At 39.4% G+C, this 18920-nt stretch carries 22 protein-coding genes; 1 reads left to right on the forward strand and 21 read right to left on the reverse strand.

The window, feature by feature from the left end:
• From glmU to metG, 14 genes are all read right to left on the reverse strand, one after another.
• Nucleotides 1-1377, reverse strand: coding sequence for a bifunctional UDP-N-acetylglucosamine diphosphorylase/glucosamine-1-phosphate N-acetyltransferase GlmU (gene glmU, locus AC0KTX_RS11190; RefSeq protein ID WP_474252269.1), 1377 nt, complete (start codon nt 1375-1377; stop codon nt 1-3).
• 587 nt (nt 1378-1964) lie between these two features.
• Nucleotides 1965-2720, reverse strand: a complete 756-nt coding sequence (locus AC0KTX_RS11195) for an arylamine N-acetyltransferase family protein (RefSeq protein WP_474252270.1) — start codon at nt 2718-2720, stop codon at nt 1965-1967.
• 258 nt (nt 2721-2978) lie between these two features.
• Nucleotides 2979-3272, reverse strand: a complete 294-nt coding sequence (spoVG, locus tag AC0KTX_RS11200) for a septation regulator SpoVG (protein WP_474252271.1) — start codon at nt 3270-3272, stop codon at nt 2979-2981.
• A 151-nt stretch (nt 3273-3423) separates the two neighbouring features.
• Nucleotides 3424-3798 carry a 2-iminobutanoate/2-iminopropanoate deaminase gene (ridA, locus tag AC0KTX_RS11205; protein ID WP_474252272.1) on the reverse strand — a complete coding sequence of 125 codons (375 nt, stop codon included), beginning with the start codon at nt 3796-3798 and terminating at the stop codon, nt 3424-3426.
• A 31-nt stretch (nt 3799-3829) separates the two neighbouring features.
• Nucleotides 3830-4651: a pur operon repressor gene (gene purR, locus AC0KTX_RS11210; protein ID WP_474252273.1), complete on the reverse strand. Its 822-nt coding sequence runs from the start codon at nt 4649-4651 to the stop codon at nt 3830-3832.
• Between the two features lie 55 nt (nt 4652-4706).
• Nucleotides 4707-5576, reverse strand: coding sequence for a 4-(cytidine 5'-diphospho)-2-C-methyl-D-erythritol kinase (gene ispE, locus AC0KTX_RS11215; RefSeq protein ID WP_474252274.1), 870 nt, complete (start codon nt 5574-5576; stop codon nt 4707-4709).
• A 160-nt stretch (nt 5577-5736) separates the two neighbouring features.
• On the reverse strand, nt 5737-5925 hold the full coding sequence (locus tag AC0KTX_RS11220; protein WP_474252275.1) for a small, acid-soluble spore protein, alpha/beta type: 189 nt from the start codon (nt 5923-5925) through the stop codon (nt 5737-5739).
• Nucleotides 5926-6058: 133 nt separating this feature from the next.
• A complete protein-coding gene (gene veg / locus AC0KTX_RS11225; protein ID WP_474252276.1) occupies nt 6059-6325 on the reverse strand; it encodes a biofilm formation stimulator Veg in 267 nt (88 codons plus the stop codon).
• A gap of 261 nt (nt 6326-6586) precedes the next feature.
• Nucleotides 6587-7486: a sporulation peptidase YabG gene (yabG, locus tag AC0KTX_RS11230; protein ID WP_474252277.1), complete on the reverse strand. Its 900-nt coding sequence runs from the start codon at nt 7484-7486 to the stop codon at nt 6587-6589.
• A 90-nt stretch (nt 7487-7576) separates the two neighbouring features.
• Nucleotides 7577-8479 carry a 16S rRNA (adenine(1518)-N(6)/adenine(1519)-N(6))-dimethyltransferase RsmA gene (rsmA, locus tag AC0KTX_RS11235; protein WP_474252291.1) on the reverse strand — a complete coding sequence of 301 codons (903 nt, stop codon included), beginning with the start codon at nt 8477-8479 and terminating at the stop codon, nt 7577-7579.
• A complete protein-coding gene (rnmV, locus tag AC0KTX_RS11240; protein ID WP_474252278.1) occupies nt 8433-9041 on the reverse strand; it encodes a ribonuclease M5 in 609 nt (202 codons plus the stop codon). Before rnmV ends, rsmA begins: the two co-directional genes overlap by 47 nt.
• Nucleotides 9042-9170: 129 nt before the next feature.
• Entirely contained in the window at nt 9171-10370 is a 1200-nt protein-coding gene (locus tag AC0KTX_RS11245) for a ubiquitin-like domain-containing protein (protein WP_474252279.1), read from the reverse strand.
• Nucleotides 10371-10593: 223 nt separating this feature from the next.
• Complete coding sequence (locus AC0KTX_RS11250; RefSeq protein ID WP_474252280.1) at nt 10594-11361, reverse strand: TatD family hydrolase; 768 nt, start codon at nt 11359-11361, stop codon at nt 10594-10596.
• A 95-nt stretch (nt 11362-11456) separates the two neighbouring features.
• Entirely contained in the window at nt 11457-13403 is a 1947-nt protein-coding gene (metG, locus tag AC0KTX_RS11255; protein ID WP_474252281.1) for a methionine--tRNA ligase, read from the reverse strand.
• Nucleotides 13404-13747: 344 nt separating this feature from the next.
• Here metG and AC0KTX_RS11260 point away from each other — a divergent pair, with 344 nt between their 5' ends.
• Entirely contained in the window at nt 13748-14032 is a 285-nt protein-coding gene (locus tag AC0KTX_RS11260; protein ID WP_474252282.1) for an AbrB/MazE/SpoVT family DNA-binding domain-containing protein, read from the forward strand.
• Between the two features lie 27 nt (nt 14033-14059).
• On the opposite strand, the gene rsmI is transcribed toward AC0KTX_RS11260, so the two are convergent.
• The 7 genes from rsmI to AC0KTX_RS11295 all read right to left on the reverse strand — a co-directional run bounded on the left by rsmI (nt 14060) and on the right by AC0KTX_RS11295 (nt 18773).
• Complete coding sequence (gene rsmI / locus AC0KTX_RS11265) at nt 14060-14935, reverse strand: 16S rRNA (cytidine(1402)-2'-O)-methyltransferase (protein ID WP_474252292.1); 876 nt, start codon at nt 14933-14935, stop codon at nt 14060-14062.
• Between the two features lie 20 nt (nt 14936-14955).
• Nucleotides 14956-15708, reverse strand: coding sequence for a tRNA1(Val) (adenine(37)-N6)-methyltransferase (locus AC0KTX_RS11270; protein ID WP_474252283.1), 753 nt, complete (start codon nt 15706-15708; stop codon nt 14956-14958).
• Nucleotides 15709-15780: 72 nt separating this feature from the next.
• Nucleotides 15781-16143, reverse strand: a complete 363-nt coding sequence (gene yabA, locus AC0KTX_RS11275; RefSeq protein ID WP_474252284.1) for a DNA replication initiation control protein YabA — start codon at nt 16141-16143, stop codon at nt 15781-15783.
• Nucleotides 16144-16157: 14 nt separating this feature from the next.
• Nucleotides 16158-16982: a competence/sporulation regulator complex protein RicT gene (gene ricT, locus AC0KTX_RS11280; RefSeq protein WP_474252285.1), complete on the reverse strand. Its 825-nt coding sequence runs from the start codon at nt 16980-16982 to the stop codon at nt 16158-16160.
• A gap of 2 nt (nt 16983-16984) precedes the next feature.
• On the reverse strand, nt 16985-17977 hold the full coding sequence (holB, locus tag AC0KTX_RS11285; RefSeq protein WP_474252286.1) for a DNA polymerase III subunit delta': 993 nt from the start codon (nt 17975-17977) through the stop codon (nt 16985-16987).
• A gap of 14 nt (nt 17978-17991) precedes the next feature.
• Nucleotides 17992-18432 carry a YaaR family protein gene (locus tag AC0KTX_RS11290; RefSeq protein ID WP_474252287.1) on the reverse strand — a complete coding sequence of 147 codons (441 nt, stop codon included), beginning with the start codon at nt 18430-18432 and terminating at the stop codon, nt 17992-17994.
• An 11-nt stretch (nt 18433-18443) separates the two neighbouring features.
• Nucleotides 18444-18773 carry a cyclic-di-AMP receptor gene (locus tag AC0KTX_RS11295; RefSeq protein WP_474252288.1) on the reverse strand — a complete coding sequence of 110 codons (330 nt, stop codon included), beginning with the start codon at nt 18771-18773 and terminating at the stop codon, nt 18444-18446.
• Nucleotides 18774-18920: the final 147 nt, after the last annotated feature.

An 18920-nucleotide genomic window follows, 5' to 3' on the forward strand; every position in this document is an offset into this window, starting at 1 on the left:
TTACGATTTTTTTGCACTCAATTTATCGACATAATTTTCTTTGTTCACTTGACGTGCTCTTGCAATCGAAAGCGCCTTGCCAGGTACATCATCAGTAATGGTTGAACCAGCAGCTACATATGCTCCTTCGCCGATCGTGACAGGGGCAACTAAATTGGAGTTGCAGCCGATAAACGCCCTATCTTCAATTTTGGTTAAATATTTATTTTTTCCATCATAATTGACTGTAATGGATCCGCATCCGATGTTGACATGAGCACCGACTTCAGCATCACCGATATAACTTAAATGAGATGCTTTTGATTCCTTCCCGATTGTAGATTTTTTAATCTCAACAAAATTGCCGATTCTGACCCCGTCCTCAATCATGGTTGACGGACGAATGTGCGCAAAAGGACCGATATTCACTTTGCTGCCAATATTACTATCATGAACAACGGAATGGCGGATGCTGGTTTCATCTCCAATTTTGCAATTTTTAATTTCTGAGTTGGGACCGATTTCACATCCTTCTCCAATGACAGTTTCGCCTGTGATCATCGTCCCCGGGTAAACGATTGTGTCATTGCCGATCACCGCTTCAGCAGATATGTAAGTGTTATTTGGATCGACAATTGTCACGCCGTTTTGCATATGAAACTGATTGATCCGCTTTTTCATGACAAATTCAGCGCGGGAAAGTGCAACACGATCGTTGATCCCTATCGTTTCTTCGAACGAGTCCGTCCGATAGGCTGATACCGTCTCGCCTTTTTCTTTTAAAATTTCAATTACATCGGGCAAATAATACTCTCCTTGTGCATTGTCATTGGTTACAAGCTTTAATGCCTCAAATAAGGCTGCATTGTCAAAACAATACGTTCCTGTATTAATTTCCTTAATGAGTCGTTCACTTTCCGAAGCATCTTTATGTTCAACAATTTTTTCAACGAGCCCTTCTTTATTGCGGACTATGCGGCCATACCCTGACGGATCGTCTGCTTCTGCTGTAAGGATTGTTGCTTTCGCATTTGTTTTTTTATGATGTTCCAACAATTTTGCAAACGTCTCAGCAGTGATCAGCGGGGTGTCGCCGCAAACAACAATCGTGGTTCCATCTTGGTCTTTAAGAAATGAAGCTGCTTGCATGACGGCATGGGCAGTTCCAAGCTGCTCTTCCTGAAAAGCGTACAATGACTGATCCCCGAGCACTGATTTTACTTTTTCAGCTCCGTGGCCGACAATGGTAATGATTTTTTCAAGTTGAAGTTTTGATACATTATCTATCACATGCTGCACCATAGGTTTGCCGCAGACAAGGTGCAAAACTTTATAAAGTTTTGATTTCATCCTCGTACCTTGACCTGCAGCTAATATAACCGCAAATCGTTTCTCCATGTATAAGGCCTCCAATACCCTTTTTATCCATAAAAATCTTATCTTAAATAAACGTCTATTTCAAGGAATCTAACAGGATTCCGTAAATTTCCGACCGCATTCAACAATAAATATTTCATAAAGAAACAGAAAGCAGCACAATTTTGTCTCAATGGAAGGGAGCGGACTATGAATAAAATTGAATATGACAGAATACTTTTCCGAGAAAATTTTTGAAGATCGCAGCAGGAACAAGCATTTTATCCATTTATTTTAACTGGTAAATCTATTGGAGGATGAGCAACTGGTAACAGAGGATCGAACAATATGGATAGACTCCATAAGGCAGCTGAAAGAAGCGTCCCTCTTCGTCAATAGGAGATCAAGAAAATGATGAAGTGCCAGCAATCACGTTTCAGCACATTCTATAAATAAAAACTAAATGTTCATGCATGTCTTAAAAGAAAAACTTTTGGGATGATAAATAAAAGAATCCATGAGATAAAGCTCTCCCGCTTTCATTATGATATCCGATCATATTTTTTATAAAGATGGCATACTGCACAGCTGCGGTGCTTTGCAAGAGCAGGATGATGGCGCAAAATTCTTTAACATTTTGATATGCCAAAAAAGTCGTTTAGTGTTTTTTCAAGATCTTGAGGGGAAGCTATTTTCAACTTTCTTTTTGTCCCTCTTTCCGTTATCGTCAGATTTTCGCCGGATAACGTGATGCGTCCGTCATGTGTAGCCAAAGTAATCATTGGCTTATGAGTAAAATAAGAATCGGGGGAGGTTTGTTGGTAATGGCACATGTTTTCAAAGTCACGAAGTTGTCGCGGGATCGTCGTAAACTTGAACTCACTGATCCACTTCCCTTCAATCAGTTTTTGGAAGAAGTAGCCGTTATGTTTGAATGGATCCTGCTTAATTCGGTAAGTGCCGCTGACATCAACAACTTCTTTTCCCGAAATTTCCAATGGCGACCGGACAGAATCCCCGAAACCAACATCGACGATATACTCCTTATCAAAACGGACAAGAAGCAGCATATGATCAAATTCCGGCCCATACTCATCTTCCGACCTCGCAACCTGTCCTGAAAGCATAAATGTTTCAAAGCCGAGCTCCTGCAGAAGCCGATAAAAAAGACCATTTAATTCGTAACAAAAACCCCCTCTTTTATTAACGATAAGCTTGTTGAAAAAGGCTTTAAAATCTAATTGAATTGTCTTTCCTTGAATAATATCAAGATTTTCAAAAGGAATCCTAAGCATATGTTGTTTTTGCAGATGAGATAAAAACGGCAAATCCGGTGCTAATCTTTTTTCAATGTTCAGTCGCTTTAAATAAGCATTGACATCCAAAATCCCCACACCCTTCTTGATACCGCAATTTCTTTAAGACCGTTTTTTCGTTAAAAAACTTTTATCACAACGTATTCATCACATTTTCACCTATTTTTTTGAGGAGATATTGACAAATATTTCGGTGGAATTGCGGGAGATCCTGAATAAACTAAACAACCTGAGTCCTTATTCAATGGAACTCAGGCCACATCATTTGTTTTTAACTTGATTTCTGTTTTAAGGGAAGTGCTTTACATTCTCCCCCTTTAAATATTTTTACGAAGCACCGGCTTCTTCATACTCAATATCTTCCGTTTCACCTAAACGGTGATATTCGGTTAGGACAGCATCCTGAATTTTTCCGCGAGTATTTGAATTGATAGGGTGTGCAATGTCTCGAAATTCTCCGTCAGGAGTCCGCTTGCTCGGCATTGCCACAAAAAGGCCGTTATTGCCTTCAATCACCCGAATGTCATGAACGACAAATTCATTATCCAAGGTAATGGAGGCAATGGCTCTCATTCGGCCTTCTGTATTCACGCGGCGTAATCTTACGTCAGTCACTTCCATCCTGTTCACCACCTTTTTCCTATGTGCAAAGCTTTAGTATCAATAATTCAACACAATTTAAAATTTTCCTTCTTTTATGGAAAAAAAATTTAAAAAAGGCCAAACAAAAGGACCTGTTTTTGTTTGAAAACAGATCCTTTTCCAACTGCAGTTATTTAACTAAGGCAATTACCTCAATTTCAACCAACACATCTTTTGGGAGCCGGGCAACTTCAACACATGAACGAGCCGGTTTATGACTGCTGAAATATTCCCCATACACTTCATTGAAATCGGCAAAATCATTCATGTCTTTTAAAAAGGCCGTTACTTTCACAACTGTATCAAACGATGCTCCGGCTTCTTCCAACACCCCTTTTAAATTGGAGAAAACTTGATGGGTTTGGGCTTTAATGTCACCTTCCACTAAATTTCCTTCAGGCGTTAAAGGAATTTGACCAGAACTGTAAAACATATTATTGACAATAATGCCTTGTGAATAAGGTCCGATAGCTGCTGGAGCTTTGTTGGTTGATACTACCTTCACTTTCGAAACACTCCTTTTTCATTTAAATATATCAGAGGAAATCAAAATAATTTCCTTTGCTTACTTGTATAGATCGTTCTTTTTCATTTACATCGAAAAGTTTTATTAGCGAAATGTATTCATTTACGAGTCGTTCATCAGCGCTTTCCGACTCGACAAGAACGCCGATTCCCGATACATTAGCCCCGAATTCAGCCAATAGGCTGATCATTCCGTTGATCGTTCCCCCAGCTTTCATAAAATCGTCCACTATTAAAACATTCGAACCTTCTTTCAGACTTCTTTTCGCCAAAGTCATTGTTTGAATTCTCTTTGAGGAACCGGAAACATAATTAATGCTGACCATGGAACCTTCTGTCACTTTATTATCCCTGCGGACAATGACGAAAGGCACGTCCAAAAAACCGGCAACTGCATAAGCCAATGGAATTCCTTTCGTTGCAACCGTCATAACCGAATCAATACGGCGATCAGCAAAAACGGAAGCAAATAAACGGCCAACTTTATTCATCATTTTCGGGTTTCCGAGAATATCCGATAAATACAAATATCCCCCGGGTAAAAGCCTGTCAGGATTAGCAACAGTTTTGCACAGCGTTTGTATAAATTCCTCCGCTTCATCCTTCAGCACTTTAAGAATAAATTTAACTCCTCCAGCCGCTCCCGGGGTCGTCATTAAAGTTCCAATTCCTTGTTGTTCAAATGTTTGTTTAATAATGGCTAAATCTTCACTAATGGACGATTTAGCTGCCTCATAACGTTCAGAGAAAAAAGTTAATGGGATGAGCTCATGTGGATGATGAAGCAAATAGTGCGTCATATCGACAAGTCTCCCGCTGCGTCGAAACTTCATAGACGATCCTCCAGATCACGAATATTTTACAGTAAATATAACTTAATATTCGCATTTAATCAAGACTCACCCGTTCTCCCAACAGTCTGACCGCATAAACTTGGCTGCAAAACCCCCGCAATCCGTTGTACACCCTGTGAAGCCTTGATTCGTGTTGAACTAAACCGTATACAGTAGGGCCGCTCCCGCTCATGAGAACAGCATCGGCTCCAAATCGTTTCATTTGGTCTTTTATCAACGCTACTTCAGGATGCATATTCATTGTCACCGTCTCAAGGACATTCCCAACTTTAGCGCAAATTTTTTTATAATCTTGCTCTTTGATGGCTTGTACCATTCCAGCAGTATCCGGATGTCGAATTTCATCAAGTTTCAAACGGCGATAAACTTCCGCTGTTGAGACACCAATATCCGGTTTTGCCAATACTACCCAACAATGAGGCGGCGCATCAATATGCTCAATTTTCTCTCCTCTGCCCTTTGCTATTGCCGTCCCGCCATAAACACAAAAAGAAACATCGGAGCCGATCTCCGCTCCAATCTCGGCCAGTTCGTCAAGAGAAAGGTTTAGTTTCCAAAGCTTGTTTAATCCCCTTAAAGTAGCCGCCGCATCGCTGCTTCCCCCTGCAAGCCCCGCCGCAACAGGAATTGTTTTTGAAATGGTGATGGCGACACCTTTATTAATTTTTAAGCGCTCCTTTAAAAGTTGCGCCGCTTGATAAGCTAAATTCCGTTCATCATCCGGCACAAAACGATGATGAGAAATAATTTTGATGACATTTTCTTCAAGAAGCTTTAACTCAATGCGATCGACCAAGTCAATCGTCGTCATGACCATTTCCACTTCATGATATCCATCAGCTCTTTTATGTAGAACATCTAACGATAAGTTGATTTTGGCCGGTGCTTTTTCCAATATTCGCAATACATTCACCTACTTTATCGATCTGCCTTCATGTACCCACATTGTACCACAACAGTGGCAATATAGCATATTTCGACAAAATTCGCTCATGGAATGGTCAAACAAAAAAAGCCGGCTCAAAGAACAAGTTTCTTTGAACCGGCTGTCGAAATGTCTGCCTTTAAAAAGTTTTGCCGTTTTGCTTAGCTAAATGCTCTTCGGCAATCTCGATCGCTCGTTTTACCATATTTCCGGCATCACGAGTGCGAATAGCACCCCAGCCTTCATTTTTCACAGTGTCATAAAAGCCAAGCTCTTTCGCTAATTCATACTTAAAGCTTTCTGACATAATGCCGCGCCGTCTTGCCATCCCTTATTCCCCCTTAAATAAGCAGACATTCTCGCGGATTTCCATCCGCTTCTTTTAGTCTTTGGGGGAAGCGGGCGATTTATTCCTTTGTAAAATATGTTAAAGGCAAAAATAAAAGCAGCAAACATGATGTCTACTGCCCACCGCCTGCAACACTGTTGTTGTCATCTAAAAAGGTAATTTGCACTGTTTCCGTTAAAACATCTGCATAGCTGTATGATACCCGTTCAAACGCATTTTCTGCTTGATCCAGTTCCACCACAAAAACAGAAGGATACGTTTCAGCCAAAACACCCGAGCGCTCAATCATTTTTCTTCGTCCACCGTTTGCTTTTAATGTTAAACGGCGGCCGAGATTGGAATCGAGAGCTTGTTTTATATCTGACAATGTTTTTGCCATTCGAACCACCTCGCATATATCATTATATATTGGAAAATGTAATAAGTCAAATAAATTTTTAATTATAGCAATACATTAATATTTGTGTCAATATTTTCTTTTCAACAAATTATGATTCACTTTTTGTATTATTTCCGTTTTTGTCGATTTTATGTAATTGATTTTACATATACAAAAAATCCCCCAAGGCAGAAAAATCTGCATATGGGGGATCAGCTTTTCCGTCGGCTGAATAGAGGCTTTACCGAGATATTTGCTGCATTAGTCTTCATTTTTTTTATTATTTTCTAAAAAACGGTTATACGGAATTCCTGAACGCATCACGCCTCTTGTTTCAATGCCTCCGAGCCCTTTTTCCCTTGTCAAAGTATTTCGAAGAACATCCCAAACGTTAATTCGTTCAACAAATGGAGTAAAACTAATTTTGGCTACAATATACACAGGATCAAGCGCATGAATATTTACTCTTGAAGGAGAACTGGCAAAATTGGCGCCGGCTCGGATTAACGATTCGAAATGAGATTGGCAGGCCCCGGCAAAAATGACTAACTGATCAAGTCCGGGTATTTTTTTTCTAGCTCTTCTTACGGTTTTGACAAAATCCCTCGAATGCCGATAAGCGGCTAGATCGGTTATTTTTCCCTTTTGCTGTGAATAAGAGTCATGTCCGGTGATAACAAGAATATCAGGGCGGTATTTTTCCAAAAGATGTTCAATGTTGTCAGCCATTTGGCTTTCCTTTATGTGCAGCCCGTTTACCGGAACGCCGATTTTTCTGTACAAATTTAAACATTTTTGTAAATACAGCGAATCTCCGTCCACATGCAAGACTTTCCCCGGAATATGAAAACAATCGTCTTGATATTGAAAAGCCGATGAAGTGTAATATTCTTGCTTTTCTCGAGACAACCGATAGTCCTGTTGAAAAAGAAAAAAAGATGTTTCTATTTTTTCTCTTTCCTGTTTTTCATGTGTTTCCAACTCTTCATCATTCATAAAAACTAAATCATCGAGCGGTGCATCAGCAATTAAACGGACGTCTTTTCCGCCAATAATGGCAACTACCCGACCGTTTTGATCCTTCTTCCATTCGATTACCCGAAAGAGCAAATCGCATTGATAAGATTTTCGAGCCACAATCGCACCCGGCTTTAAAACCATGTTGTTCACTCCGCATTGGATGAGTTTGATTTATTCTTTTTTAGCCTATGAAACGTTTGTGGAAAAGGTGCCTATAAACTCTGCTTCATCTTAAAGTTGAAAACGATTAAGATCGTTTTGGAAAATGTCATACAGCTCATCGCTTAAACGGGCAAATTCTTCAATCGTTAAAGATTCACCCCTTCTTTTTCCATCAATCCCTGCCCTTTTCAGCCGTTCTTCGATTAATTCCTTCTTTGCTTTTCCCTCTGGCAAATTATGAATAAGATTGTTTAGCAACGTTTTTCTTCTTTGTGCAAAGCTTGATCTCACTACTTGAAAGAAAAACGGCTCGTTTTTCACCTGAACAAGCGGTTCGGAGCGAAGCAGGAGGCGAATGACAGCAGAGTCGACATTTGGTTGCGGAACGAAAACCGTTTTCGGAACAGACATAACAGTTTTCGCTTCCGTATAATATTGAACAGCAATGGATAAAGATCCATATTCCTTTGTTGAAGGCTTGGCCGCCATTCTTTCTGCAACTTCTTTTTGCAGCATCACCACAATTCCTTTAATCGTCAAATGATTTTCAAGCAGTTTCATAATAATGGGCGTTGTGACATAGTACGGCAAGTTGGCAACGACGATAATCTCTTTACAATCGTTGAGCTTTTTTTCAATGACATCGTGAAGGTTGGCCTTCAGCACGTCTTGGTGAATGATTTCAACATTGTTATAGTGTTCCAAAGTTTCTTTTAGAATCGGCAGTAAACGGTCGTCAATTTCAAAAGCAACCACTTTTTTTGCCTTTTTTGCCAATTGTTCCGTAAGCGCTCCTATTCCCGGTCCAATTTCAATAACGCCTGTATTTTCTGTTAAACCCGCATAATCAATCATTCGATGCAAAATATTCGGTTCAATAATAAAATTTTGGCCTAAACTTTTCTTGAGGGACAAACCGTATTTTTCAAGAATTTGCCTTGTTCGATTCGGGGTTGCAATATCTTTCATGATTCATCTCTTCCTCCTGCATGATCACTTCCATTGCCTCAACAAAAGTTTCCCTTGTGATTTGAAACATCGCAAGGCGCTTCATCAGCTGTTTTCCATTAGCATAGCCTAGTTTCAACCGCTCGCAAAGTTTTTCTCTAAGTTTTTTCGCCTTTGCACCGCCGATTAAACCGTAAATGAACAAATCTGATTGGGTTATGTCGCTTTTCCACTCCATCATTTCTACTCTCACGGCTTCCAGCGCTTTTCGAATGGCTTCTGTACTTGCATGTTCAACTCCGATTCCTTTTCCGTTTTTTTCTCTCGCTTCATTTCTTGGCAAAAACGCATGTTTACAACCCGGCACATGACTAGAGATGATTTTGCGGATTTTTTCCCCTGGAACATCCGGATCTGTAAAAATAATTACCCCCCTGTTTTTTTGCGCATGGCGGATTTGTTCTAAAATCGCTTCATTAATCGCTGATCCGTTTGTTTCGATCGTATCCGCATTCACTGCCTTTTGAATCGCTTGAGTATCATCTTTTCCTTCCACAACAATAATTTCTTTTATTTTTTTTTGCATTTTTTCCTCCATTACTTGAAACCTTTCTGTAATATTTGTCGTCTAATTGTATGAAAGCTTTCATGATTTTCCATTATAACGTAAAAAAACAGAGGGCTGAAACCCTCTGCTGACTGGTTTTTTTAATGATTAACGCAACACCCTAATTTTGACCCTTTTTCTACCCCATTGATAGGCTTTCGATTTATCAGAAAAGAAAACGTCGATTTTATTTCCGGTAATGGAAGATCCGGTGTCGGCGGCCACTGCATACCCGTATCCTTCAACATATACTTTTGAGCCTAGCGGAATAATGCTGGGATCAACAGCGATCACTTTTGCTCCGGGGTTTGACCGTAAATTATAACCTGTTGCTGTTTTGCCGGAGCATCCGCTGCAGGATGCGGTATATGCAGTAGCCGTCACATAAAATTCTTTTGCATTTGCCCCAGATCCTCTGGAAACCTGTACTGCATGGGCTGGAGCTTTTGTACCAACTGCAACAATTTGGCTTTTGCTCTCTTTCATCGTCACGGTTCGAACAAGTTTGCGGGAAACTTCTTTGCCATTTTCTAAAATCACTTCAAATTGTTTTTGCCTTTTTCCTTCTTCTCCCCGTTGAACGATTCTTTTCGAACCTCTTGCTAAACTATTATCTTTTTGTTCAACGATATTAAATGCGATTGGTTCTTCCACTACATCGGTGACTTTTTCTATTTTGACGACTTTTACATTTGTATTTTTCGTTAAAGTAGTTGTTGGTGCTGGTTGGACTTTATCTAAAGGATTTAATTGAATGTTCTGCTCCTTTAAAAAGTCAGCGACAGTAGTCGAAGTTGACCAGATTTTCTGTTGTTTTCCGCCAACAGTGAGCGTAATGAGATGTGCTTTACGCACAACGATTTCCATATTCTTTTCAACTTTCGCATTTAGTTTTGGTTGAACTTTGTCTTTATCTGTTAGCTTAATATTTTGCTGCGCCAATACGTCTTTGACGTTTTGAGCGGTTGTCCATATGGTCCTTCGCTTATTGTCTATCGTCAGCTGTATTGGTTTGGCATGTTTGATGACAATCTTCATTTGATCGCGAACTTCTGCATTTTTCGGATGGGAAATATAATCATTGGCTTTTAAGTTTATATTTAAATCTTTTAAAAGATCGCCGATTTGATCTGCATGGGTCCTTATTTCTTCTTTTTTGCCGTCAATGGTAATAGTGACAGTATCCTTCATACCTTCATATCCGCCATAAGTTGCCCCAGATCCAATCAAACAAACACCAACCGCAGAGAGGACGTATTTGTTTCTCTTGGAAAGATTGGATACCATTTTCTTCATGTTTTCAATCACGAAAACGCCTCCTTCTCCTCCGTGAGATTATAATAAAGTATTGATGAACCTGTCAACCCTCCCGCACTTTTTCTCGTTTTTGTAACTATTATCTTGAAAACCTACTGAAAAGTGAAGCAAGACTTCTCGACAGTTTATTCTATGAAGAAAAGAAGGCGTGTAGAACTTTTTTGAATCATTCTTTTTTCAGACAACCTTGTAGTAGGTTCGACATAAACTTTTATCAAGAAATGCCGAATAATTTTTTTCCATTTTTGCTTGTAATATTAGCTATTTCCTCAATGGTTAACCCTCTCAGCTCTGCAATTTTCTCTGCAACATATTTAACATAGCTCGGCTCATTGCGCTTTCCGCGAAATGGATGAGGAGTCAAATAAGGACAGTCTGTTTCAATTAACAGCCGGTCCAACGGAATCTCTTTCGCAACTTCCTTCGGTTTTTTAGCATTTTTAAATGTGACAGGGCCGCCAAACGAAATATAAAAATTCATCTCTATGCATTGTCTTGCTACTTCTACACTTCCGGAAAAGCAATGCATGACACCGCCCACTTCAGCGGCATTCTCCTCTTTCAAAATTTGAACAATATCGGCCGTTGCTTCCCGATTATGGATGATGATTGGCAATTGAACTTCTTTAGCCAGTGCGATTTGTTTGCGAAAAACCTCTTTTTGCACTTCTTTTGGCGATTTATCCCAATAGTAATCAAGCCCCATTTCTCCCAGTGCAACCACCTTTGGATGACTGGATAGTTCTTTGATCCAATCCAAATCACGATCTGTCATGTCAATGGCATCAACTGGATGCCAACCAATGGCAGCATAAATAAAATCATGCTTTTCAGCCAGTTCTATTGCTCTTGGAATCGTTTCGCCGTCAAATCCGACAACGACTATATTTGTTACTCCTTCTTGAAGTGCCCGTTCGATCACTTCATTTACATCATCTTCATACTGTACGGCATTTAAATGAGCATGTGTATCGAACAACATATTTTGACATCCTTTCCAACAATTTTTCTAAAATTTTCCAAAAGGGAAAAAGGTGTTTCACGTGAAACACCTTAAAATACTTTTATTCGACAGTTTTATTTCACTTTCGAACCGTTCTCCAAAGAGGAATCGACAGTAGCAAGCGACAATTTTCCGTTATTTTCTCCCGCTAAAATCATGCCTTGCGACAATTCCCCACGCAGTTTTACAGGTTTTAAATTTGTTACACAAATCACTTTTTTCCCAATCAATTCGTCCGGGCGATAATACTTCGCAATGCCGGAAACAACTTGTCGTTTTTCAAAACCTAAATCGAGTTGAAGTTTTAAAAGCTTATCTGCATTTTCTACCCGTTCCGCATGAATGATTTCAGCGACCCGTAAATCAACTTTCATAAAATCATCAATCGTTATTTCATTTTCATCAGCATCCTGCTTCTCTTCTTCTTTAGAAATCGCAGATCCTGTCATTTGTCCCTTAATATATTTTACCTCTTGTTCAATATCTAAACGAGGAAAGAGCGGTTCTCCCTTCTGAACACGGACTTCTTTCAATAAACCAAAATCATTCAAAGATTCCCAACTTTGCAAAGCCTCGTCCCGAACCCCGATTTGTGCAAATATTTTGTCAGGCGTTTGGGTTAAAAACGGTTTCAATAAAACAGCAATATGTCTGAGCGACTCTGCTAAATGATACATAACAGAAGCAAGCTGTTTCCTTTTTGATTCATCTTTAGCCAGCACCCAAGGCTGCGTTTCGTCGATATATTTGTTCGTCCGGCTGATAAATTGCCACAATGCCGATAGCGCGACGGAAAATTCCATTTTATCCATTGCTTCCTCATATTTTTTCAAAGATTCGATTCGAAATGCCCGAAGAGCTTCATCATACGGCGTTGCTTCTCCTTCATCTTTTGTCACCGTTCCCGCAAAATATTTTTCAATCATGGCGACAGTACGGTTTAATAAATTTCCTAAGTCATTTGCCAAATCATAATTAATGCGCTCAACAAAACCTTCAGGGGTAAATACGCCATCTGCTCCAAACGGTACTTCGCGAAGCAAATAATAACGCAAAGCATCCAAACCATATCGGTCAATTAACGTTACGGGATCGACTACATTTCCTTTTGATTTCGACATTTTACCGTCTTTCATTAACAGCCAGCCGTGTCCAAATACTTTTTTCGGAAGCGGCAAGTCTAGAGCCATTAACATAATCGGCCAGTAAATAGTATGAAAACGGATAATTTCTTTTCCAACTAAATGGACATCTGCCGGCCAATATTTTTGAAATTTCTCCTCATTTTCCGTCCCGTATCCGAGAGCCGTAATATAATTGGTTAAAGCATCGATCCACACATAGATGACATGTTTGGGATTCCCGGGAACTTTAATGCCCCAGTCAAATGTCGTGCGCGAAACGGCCAAATCCTCCAAACCTGGCTTGATAAAATTATTAATCATCTCGTTTTTTCTTGATTCAGGCTGGATAAATTCGGGATTTTCTTCATAAAACTTGAGAAGCCTGTCCACATATTTGCTCATTTTGAAGAAGTAAGATTCTTCCTTCACCTTTTCAACGGGGCGGCCGCAATCAGGACAGTTTCCATTGACGAGCTGTCTTTCCGTAAAAAAAGATTCGCAAGGCGTACAATACCACCCTTCATACTCATCCAAATAGATATCTCCCTGTTTCACCAAACGGTCAAAGATTTTTTCAACGACCTTTTTATGGCGGTCTTCCGTTGTACGAATAAAATCGTTATAAGAAATATCCAATTTATCCCATAATTCTTTAATTCCTGCTACAATGTTGTCGACATATTCTTTTGGGGAAACACCTTTCTCTTCCGCTTTTCTTTGAATTTTTTGTCCATGCTCATCCGTACCGGTTAAATACATGACATCATATCCACGGAGACGCTTATATCTGCACATTGCATCCCCGGCTACTGTCGTATACGCATGGCCGATATGTAGTTTATCACTCGGATAGTATATTGGTGTTGTTAAATAAAACGTTTTTTTGCTATTTTTCAAAAGAAACCCTCCTTTGTTCAACTACCCTTAGTAGAAAAGCTCCCGTCTAAAAGACGAGAGCGGCGAATGGCGCATCGTTTACATATTCTATGATACCATCATACCCCGTTTTATCAAGAAAATATACATCATCTTCAAACCATGATTTTGCATTTTAGTAATAAATTCTTACAAGTTAGGAACATCTATCAAATTTTGAAATTTTTTAAAAAAACAGGATTGACGTTTATTGGTAAAACTGCTATTCTATTAATTGACAATCCTGTTTGTCGAATTATGACGAAAAAAGGAGTATAAAGGCGATAAATCTCTTTCATTTTTTATAATAAGGGGAGGAAAACATTATGAAATCTACAGGTATTGTACGCAAAGTTGACGAATTAGGCCGGGTGGTTATTCCAATTGAATTGCGCCGCACGCTGGGAATTGCTGAAAAAGATGCACTGGAAATTTATGTTGACGACGATCGCATCATTTTGAAAAAATATAAACCGAGTATGACTTGCTTAGTCACTGGGGAAGTTTCCGATGACAACCTCCAGCTTGCAGGAGGCAAAATTGTACTTAGCCGCGAAGGCGCTGAACAAATTTTGAGTGAAATTCAAAACTATCTTCAGTCTTCTAAGTAAAAAAGTCCCTTTTTCTAAGGGACTTTTTTACTTTAAATGATAGGATTGATAGACTTCGCGTTTAGGCAAATTCCGGTCTTTGGCCACAAGTTTGATTGCTTCTTTTGATGTATATCCTTTCTCGATATAATGTTCAATATGCTCCGCCACTGTCCATGCCTTCCACCAGCTTTGTTCATCGCCACCCTCAATGTTATCGTTATTCCCTTCTATGATTAAGCAAAATTCACCTTTAATTTCATTATTTAAGGCCCAATCGATGGATTCCTTAACCGTTCCCCTTATAAACTCCTCATACTTTTTTGTCAATTCTCTAGAAATAACAATCTTTCTGTCGCCAAAATATTCCGCTATCTCTGTCAATGTATCCAAAAGCCGATGAGGAGATTCATAAAGAATAATGGTTTCTTTTCGATTTTTTAATTGTTCCAATTGTTTTCTCTTCTCTTTTTTCTTATGGGCTAAAAATCCGAAAAAATAAAAAGGCTGTGGCGAGATTCCTGAGGCGATCAGAGCAGTTAGCGCAGCATTTGCACCCGGAAGGGGAATAACCGGAAAATAATGCTCTAAAACGAGCCGAACTAGTTCGCTTCCGGGATCTGAAATCGTCGGCATGCCGGCATCGCTGACAAGGGCAACCGTTTTCCCTTCCTGCAGCTTTCTTAATATTTGTTTTCCACTCGTTTCTTTATTATGTTCGTGATAACTGATGACGGGAGTATCAATTTCATAATAATGGCAAAGCTTTTTCGTTTGCCTCGTATCCTCCGCAGCAATTTGATCACACTCTTTTAAAATACGGATGGCCCGAAACGTCATATCTTCCAAATTGCCGATAGGTGTGGGCACTAAATATAAAGCACCTTTTCGATCGTTTTCCAAGAAGCTTTTTTGCTGCCACATCGATTGATCACCATCCATCCTCATTTCTGCTTGTTAGACCCATATAAAATTTGCTGCACTTCTTCGGTATATTCATTTTTATCATTGTAAACGATAAGAGGCGGAAGAATTTTTAAATCGGGACTCCCATCTTTTATCCCCTCGACTAACAATGTGTTTGCTTCTTTTCCGAGCTTTGGATATACAAATCGAATTCTCTTCGGTTCTAAACGATATTTTTTCATTAATTCCATTATCTCCAAAAACCGTCCCGGCCGATGGACAAAAGCAACTTTCCCTCCCGGACGCACCAATTGGCTGCTGACTTGCACCGCATCCTCTAATGTGCAAAATATTTCGTGCCTAGCAATGGCAAAGTGTTCGTTTTGATTTAATTCTTCCTTCCCAGAGGTTTTAAAATACGGAGGATTGCAAGTAACCACGTCAAATGTTCCATATCCAAGCTTCGCCGACATCTCTTTTATATCACCATGGATAATCTCAATTTGCTGTTCCAGCCGGTTATATTGAACGGATCTGACAGCCATATCATACAGCTTCTCTTGTATTTCCACCCCTGCTATCCTTGCTTTTGTTCTTGTGCTTAAAAGGAGCGGGATCACGCCATTTCCTGTACAAAGATCGATGATGCGTCCTTTTTGAATTGGTACATATACAAACTTTGCCAAAAGAACCGCATCAAGAGAAAATGCGAATACGCTGGGACTTTGAATAATACGTAAATCTTCTGCCAGCAAATAATCTAGTCGTTCATTTTCTTTTAAGTGCACCATTAGTAAATTCCTTTCTAGGCCAACTCAGCTGAATTCATTTTCATAAGAAAAGCCTCCTGAAACAAGGAAGCTTCAATACTTTTTATTTAAAAACGACAGACAAAACAAACAGTCGCCGTCTTTTCTGACGCTGCCGTAATGGAGATTGCAAATGTGAAATCCTTCTTGATAAATTCTTGCTAAATTATCATATCCTTCCCCAATATCCAAATATTGCTTTTCTCCTTTTTCTTGGGAAACCTCATCTTTCTCTCTTTTTTTTTCCCTGTTTATTGTGGAAATTCTTTTACGCAAATGGTCATTTTCCATTTTTAAATGTTGATTTTCTTCAATTAGTTCACCTATATGTTGTTTTAATTCTCCTAATTGCCGATATAAATCACCAATTTGTTCTTCCAAAAGTGTTACTGCATCAAATATTTCTTTTTTATTCACAATTTTTTCCACCTCTAATCTGTGGACTCGATCGAAACAGGATCATCCTTCAATTCTTCCCACGTATATTCGACAACACGCTCCCGATTAATCAGCTCAACTTGCAAAACACGTTCCAAAATATTGAGCCCGACAACCTTTCCTTGGCCGCTTGGCGTTTCAATCATCTCTCCAATATCCGGAAGTTGTTCTTTCGCTGTTTCATATTCATCATTTTCATATTTTAAACAGCACATTAACCGTCCGCATAAACCGGATATTTTTGTAGGATTCAACGATAAATTTTGATCTTTTGCCATCTTAATGGACACAGGTTCAAAATCCCCTAAAAACGTGGAACAACAGAGCATTCGTCCGCATGGTCCGATTCCGCCAAGCATTTTCGCCTCATCTCTGACACCGATTTGTCGGAGTTCAATTCTTGTTTTAAAAATGGAGGCTAAATCTTTGACAAGCTCCCGAAAGTCTACACGGCCATCTGCTGTAAAGTAAAAGATTATTTTATTGCGGTCAAACGTATACTCTACATCGACAAGTTTCATTTCCAAGCCGTGTTCTTCGATCTTATTCAAACAGATTTCCATTGCCTCTGCCGCAGCTTTATTGTTTGCTTCCACAACGAGCCGATCTTTTTCATCCGCCTTGCGAATGACTTTTTTTAACGGTAGAACAATATCATGTTCTCCTACTTGTTTTTTGCTGACTACCACTTTTCCATATTCAATGCCGCGTATCGTTTCCACAATGACAAAATCATCAACATGTATATCAAATCCGTTTGGATCAAAATAATAAATTTTTCCAGCTTTTTTAAAACGAACTCCAACTACATCATACAAGCTTATCCCTCCTGCAACGTTAACACCAAATGCTCCATAAGAAGCTGAGAATTTACATTGGCGTTTAAACGCTTTTTAGCTTCCAAAATGGAGACAATATGGTTTAAAACGCTTCCTTGGCCAAACTTTATCGCTTGCCGCTTTAACATCGGCACTATATCTGAATAAATACATTCCTCTTCATTTCCGATTTGAACGAAATGCAAATCACGGTATAAAAAAAGGAGAAAGTCCAATCCCGTCTCCATCTGCTCTTTTTCTTGAAAAAAAGGCATCCATTGATTATGGATAAAAAGCAGTGCATTGTTTGGACGGGAATGTATAATTTCATATAATTTTATCACTTTATTTCTTGCTTCCGCAAACCAATCGTCGCGACTTAACAAAATCGCCTTTTCCAAGTGATTTGTCACTTGACTTGCGAGGGCAGCTATATGACTGGGTATTCCTTCTTTTTCCAATTCTTGTTGAATAATTTTTGGAGAAAGCGGCTGAAAAGTTAGCACTTGGCATCTCGAAAGAATGGTTGATAACAAGCGGTGAACTTGATCTGTCAGAAGAACAGCCATTGTCCCTTTCGCCGGTTCTTCTAAAAATTTAAGCAAGCTATTGGCTGCATGAACGGTCATCTGATCACAATGAGAAATAATGTACAGCTTTTGATTGGATTCAACACCTGTTTTGGCAAACTCCTGTTGCAGCGCTTCAATTTGGCTTTTTTTTATGGAAAGGCCGTCAGGTTCGATGAAATGAAGATCTGGATGATTGCCGCTTTCAATTCTTTTGCAGTTTATACATTGATCACAAGGTAAATAGCCGTTCTTGACATTTTGACAGAAAAAGCTTTTAGCCGTTAAAATAGCCGTTTCTTTTTTTCCTACTCCTTGTTTTCCTTCAAATAAATAAGCATGAGCCAATCTTTTTTTTTGAAAAGAGTTTCGCAGTATTTTAAACACTCTTGGCTGCTGTTTTTCAAGTTCATCCCATGTTTTCATTGCTTATCACTCGCTTACATATACAGATTCACGATAAGCCCTTTGATTTCCCCAATTTTCCCCAAAATATCCACCGCATCCATTTCTTTATTTAGAATATCTTCTGTCAGTTCAACAAGCTTTTGATCAATTTTTTCTATAATTTTTAAATTGCGGCGGTTCCCATAAAAATCCCAGCTTTGCGACTCTTTCAGATTCATTCCATGTTCAACTGTTTCATGAATCAGGCGTTTTACCAGCCTTTTAAACCTTGTTAAATCATGAATATTTTTTGATTTACTTAAACGTTCTCCGGCCTCATCCAAATCCTTTAATAGCTTTTGCCATTGTTCCCCTGCTAGTTTTTCCTCATGTTTTTGAACAATTTGGGAAAACAGCTTTGAACCGCCCTGTTGCCCATTGGGTTCCATAGTCCGTTTCGGCATCACTGTTCTAAGATCCTCGTTTATCTTCATCGGTCCCCACCCTAAAATTGATGAAATTCTTCTACTGGAAGTACGAAAACGGTCGCCCCGCCAACTTCTATTTCGATCGGGTAAGGAACATAGGAATCGGTATTTCCACCCATCGGTGAAACTGGCGCAGAAAGTTGTTTTCGGGACTGACAATTGTCCTTAATAATATCAAGCGCTTTTCTTACACGAACGTCTTCTGTTCCAATGATAAAAGTCGTATTGCCGGATTTTAAAAATCCTCCCGTACTTGCCAGTTTTGTGACGCGAAAATGATGCTCGGTCAGCGCTTTTAAAAGCCGGTTGCTATCCTGATCTTGAACAACAGCCATTATCAACTTCATGCTGGAGCCCTCCTCGTATACTAAGTTTCAGAAAGTTTTTTTATCGAATTTCCAGTCCGATACGCTCCTTGACAATCGCATATCTTGGGTGGTTGCCTTTGTGGGAGGGGCGCGCCCCTCCCACAAAGGGTTGAGCGTACCGGGGTT

The sequence above is a fragment of the Aeribacillus sp. JST-2 genome, assembly GCF_056032925.1.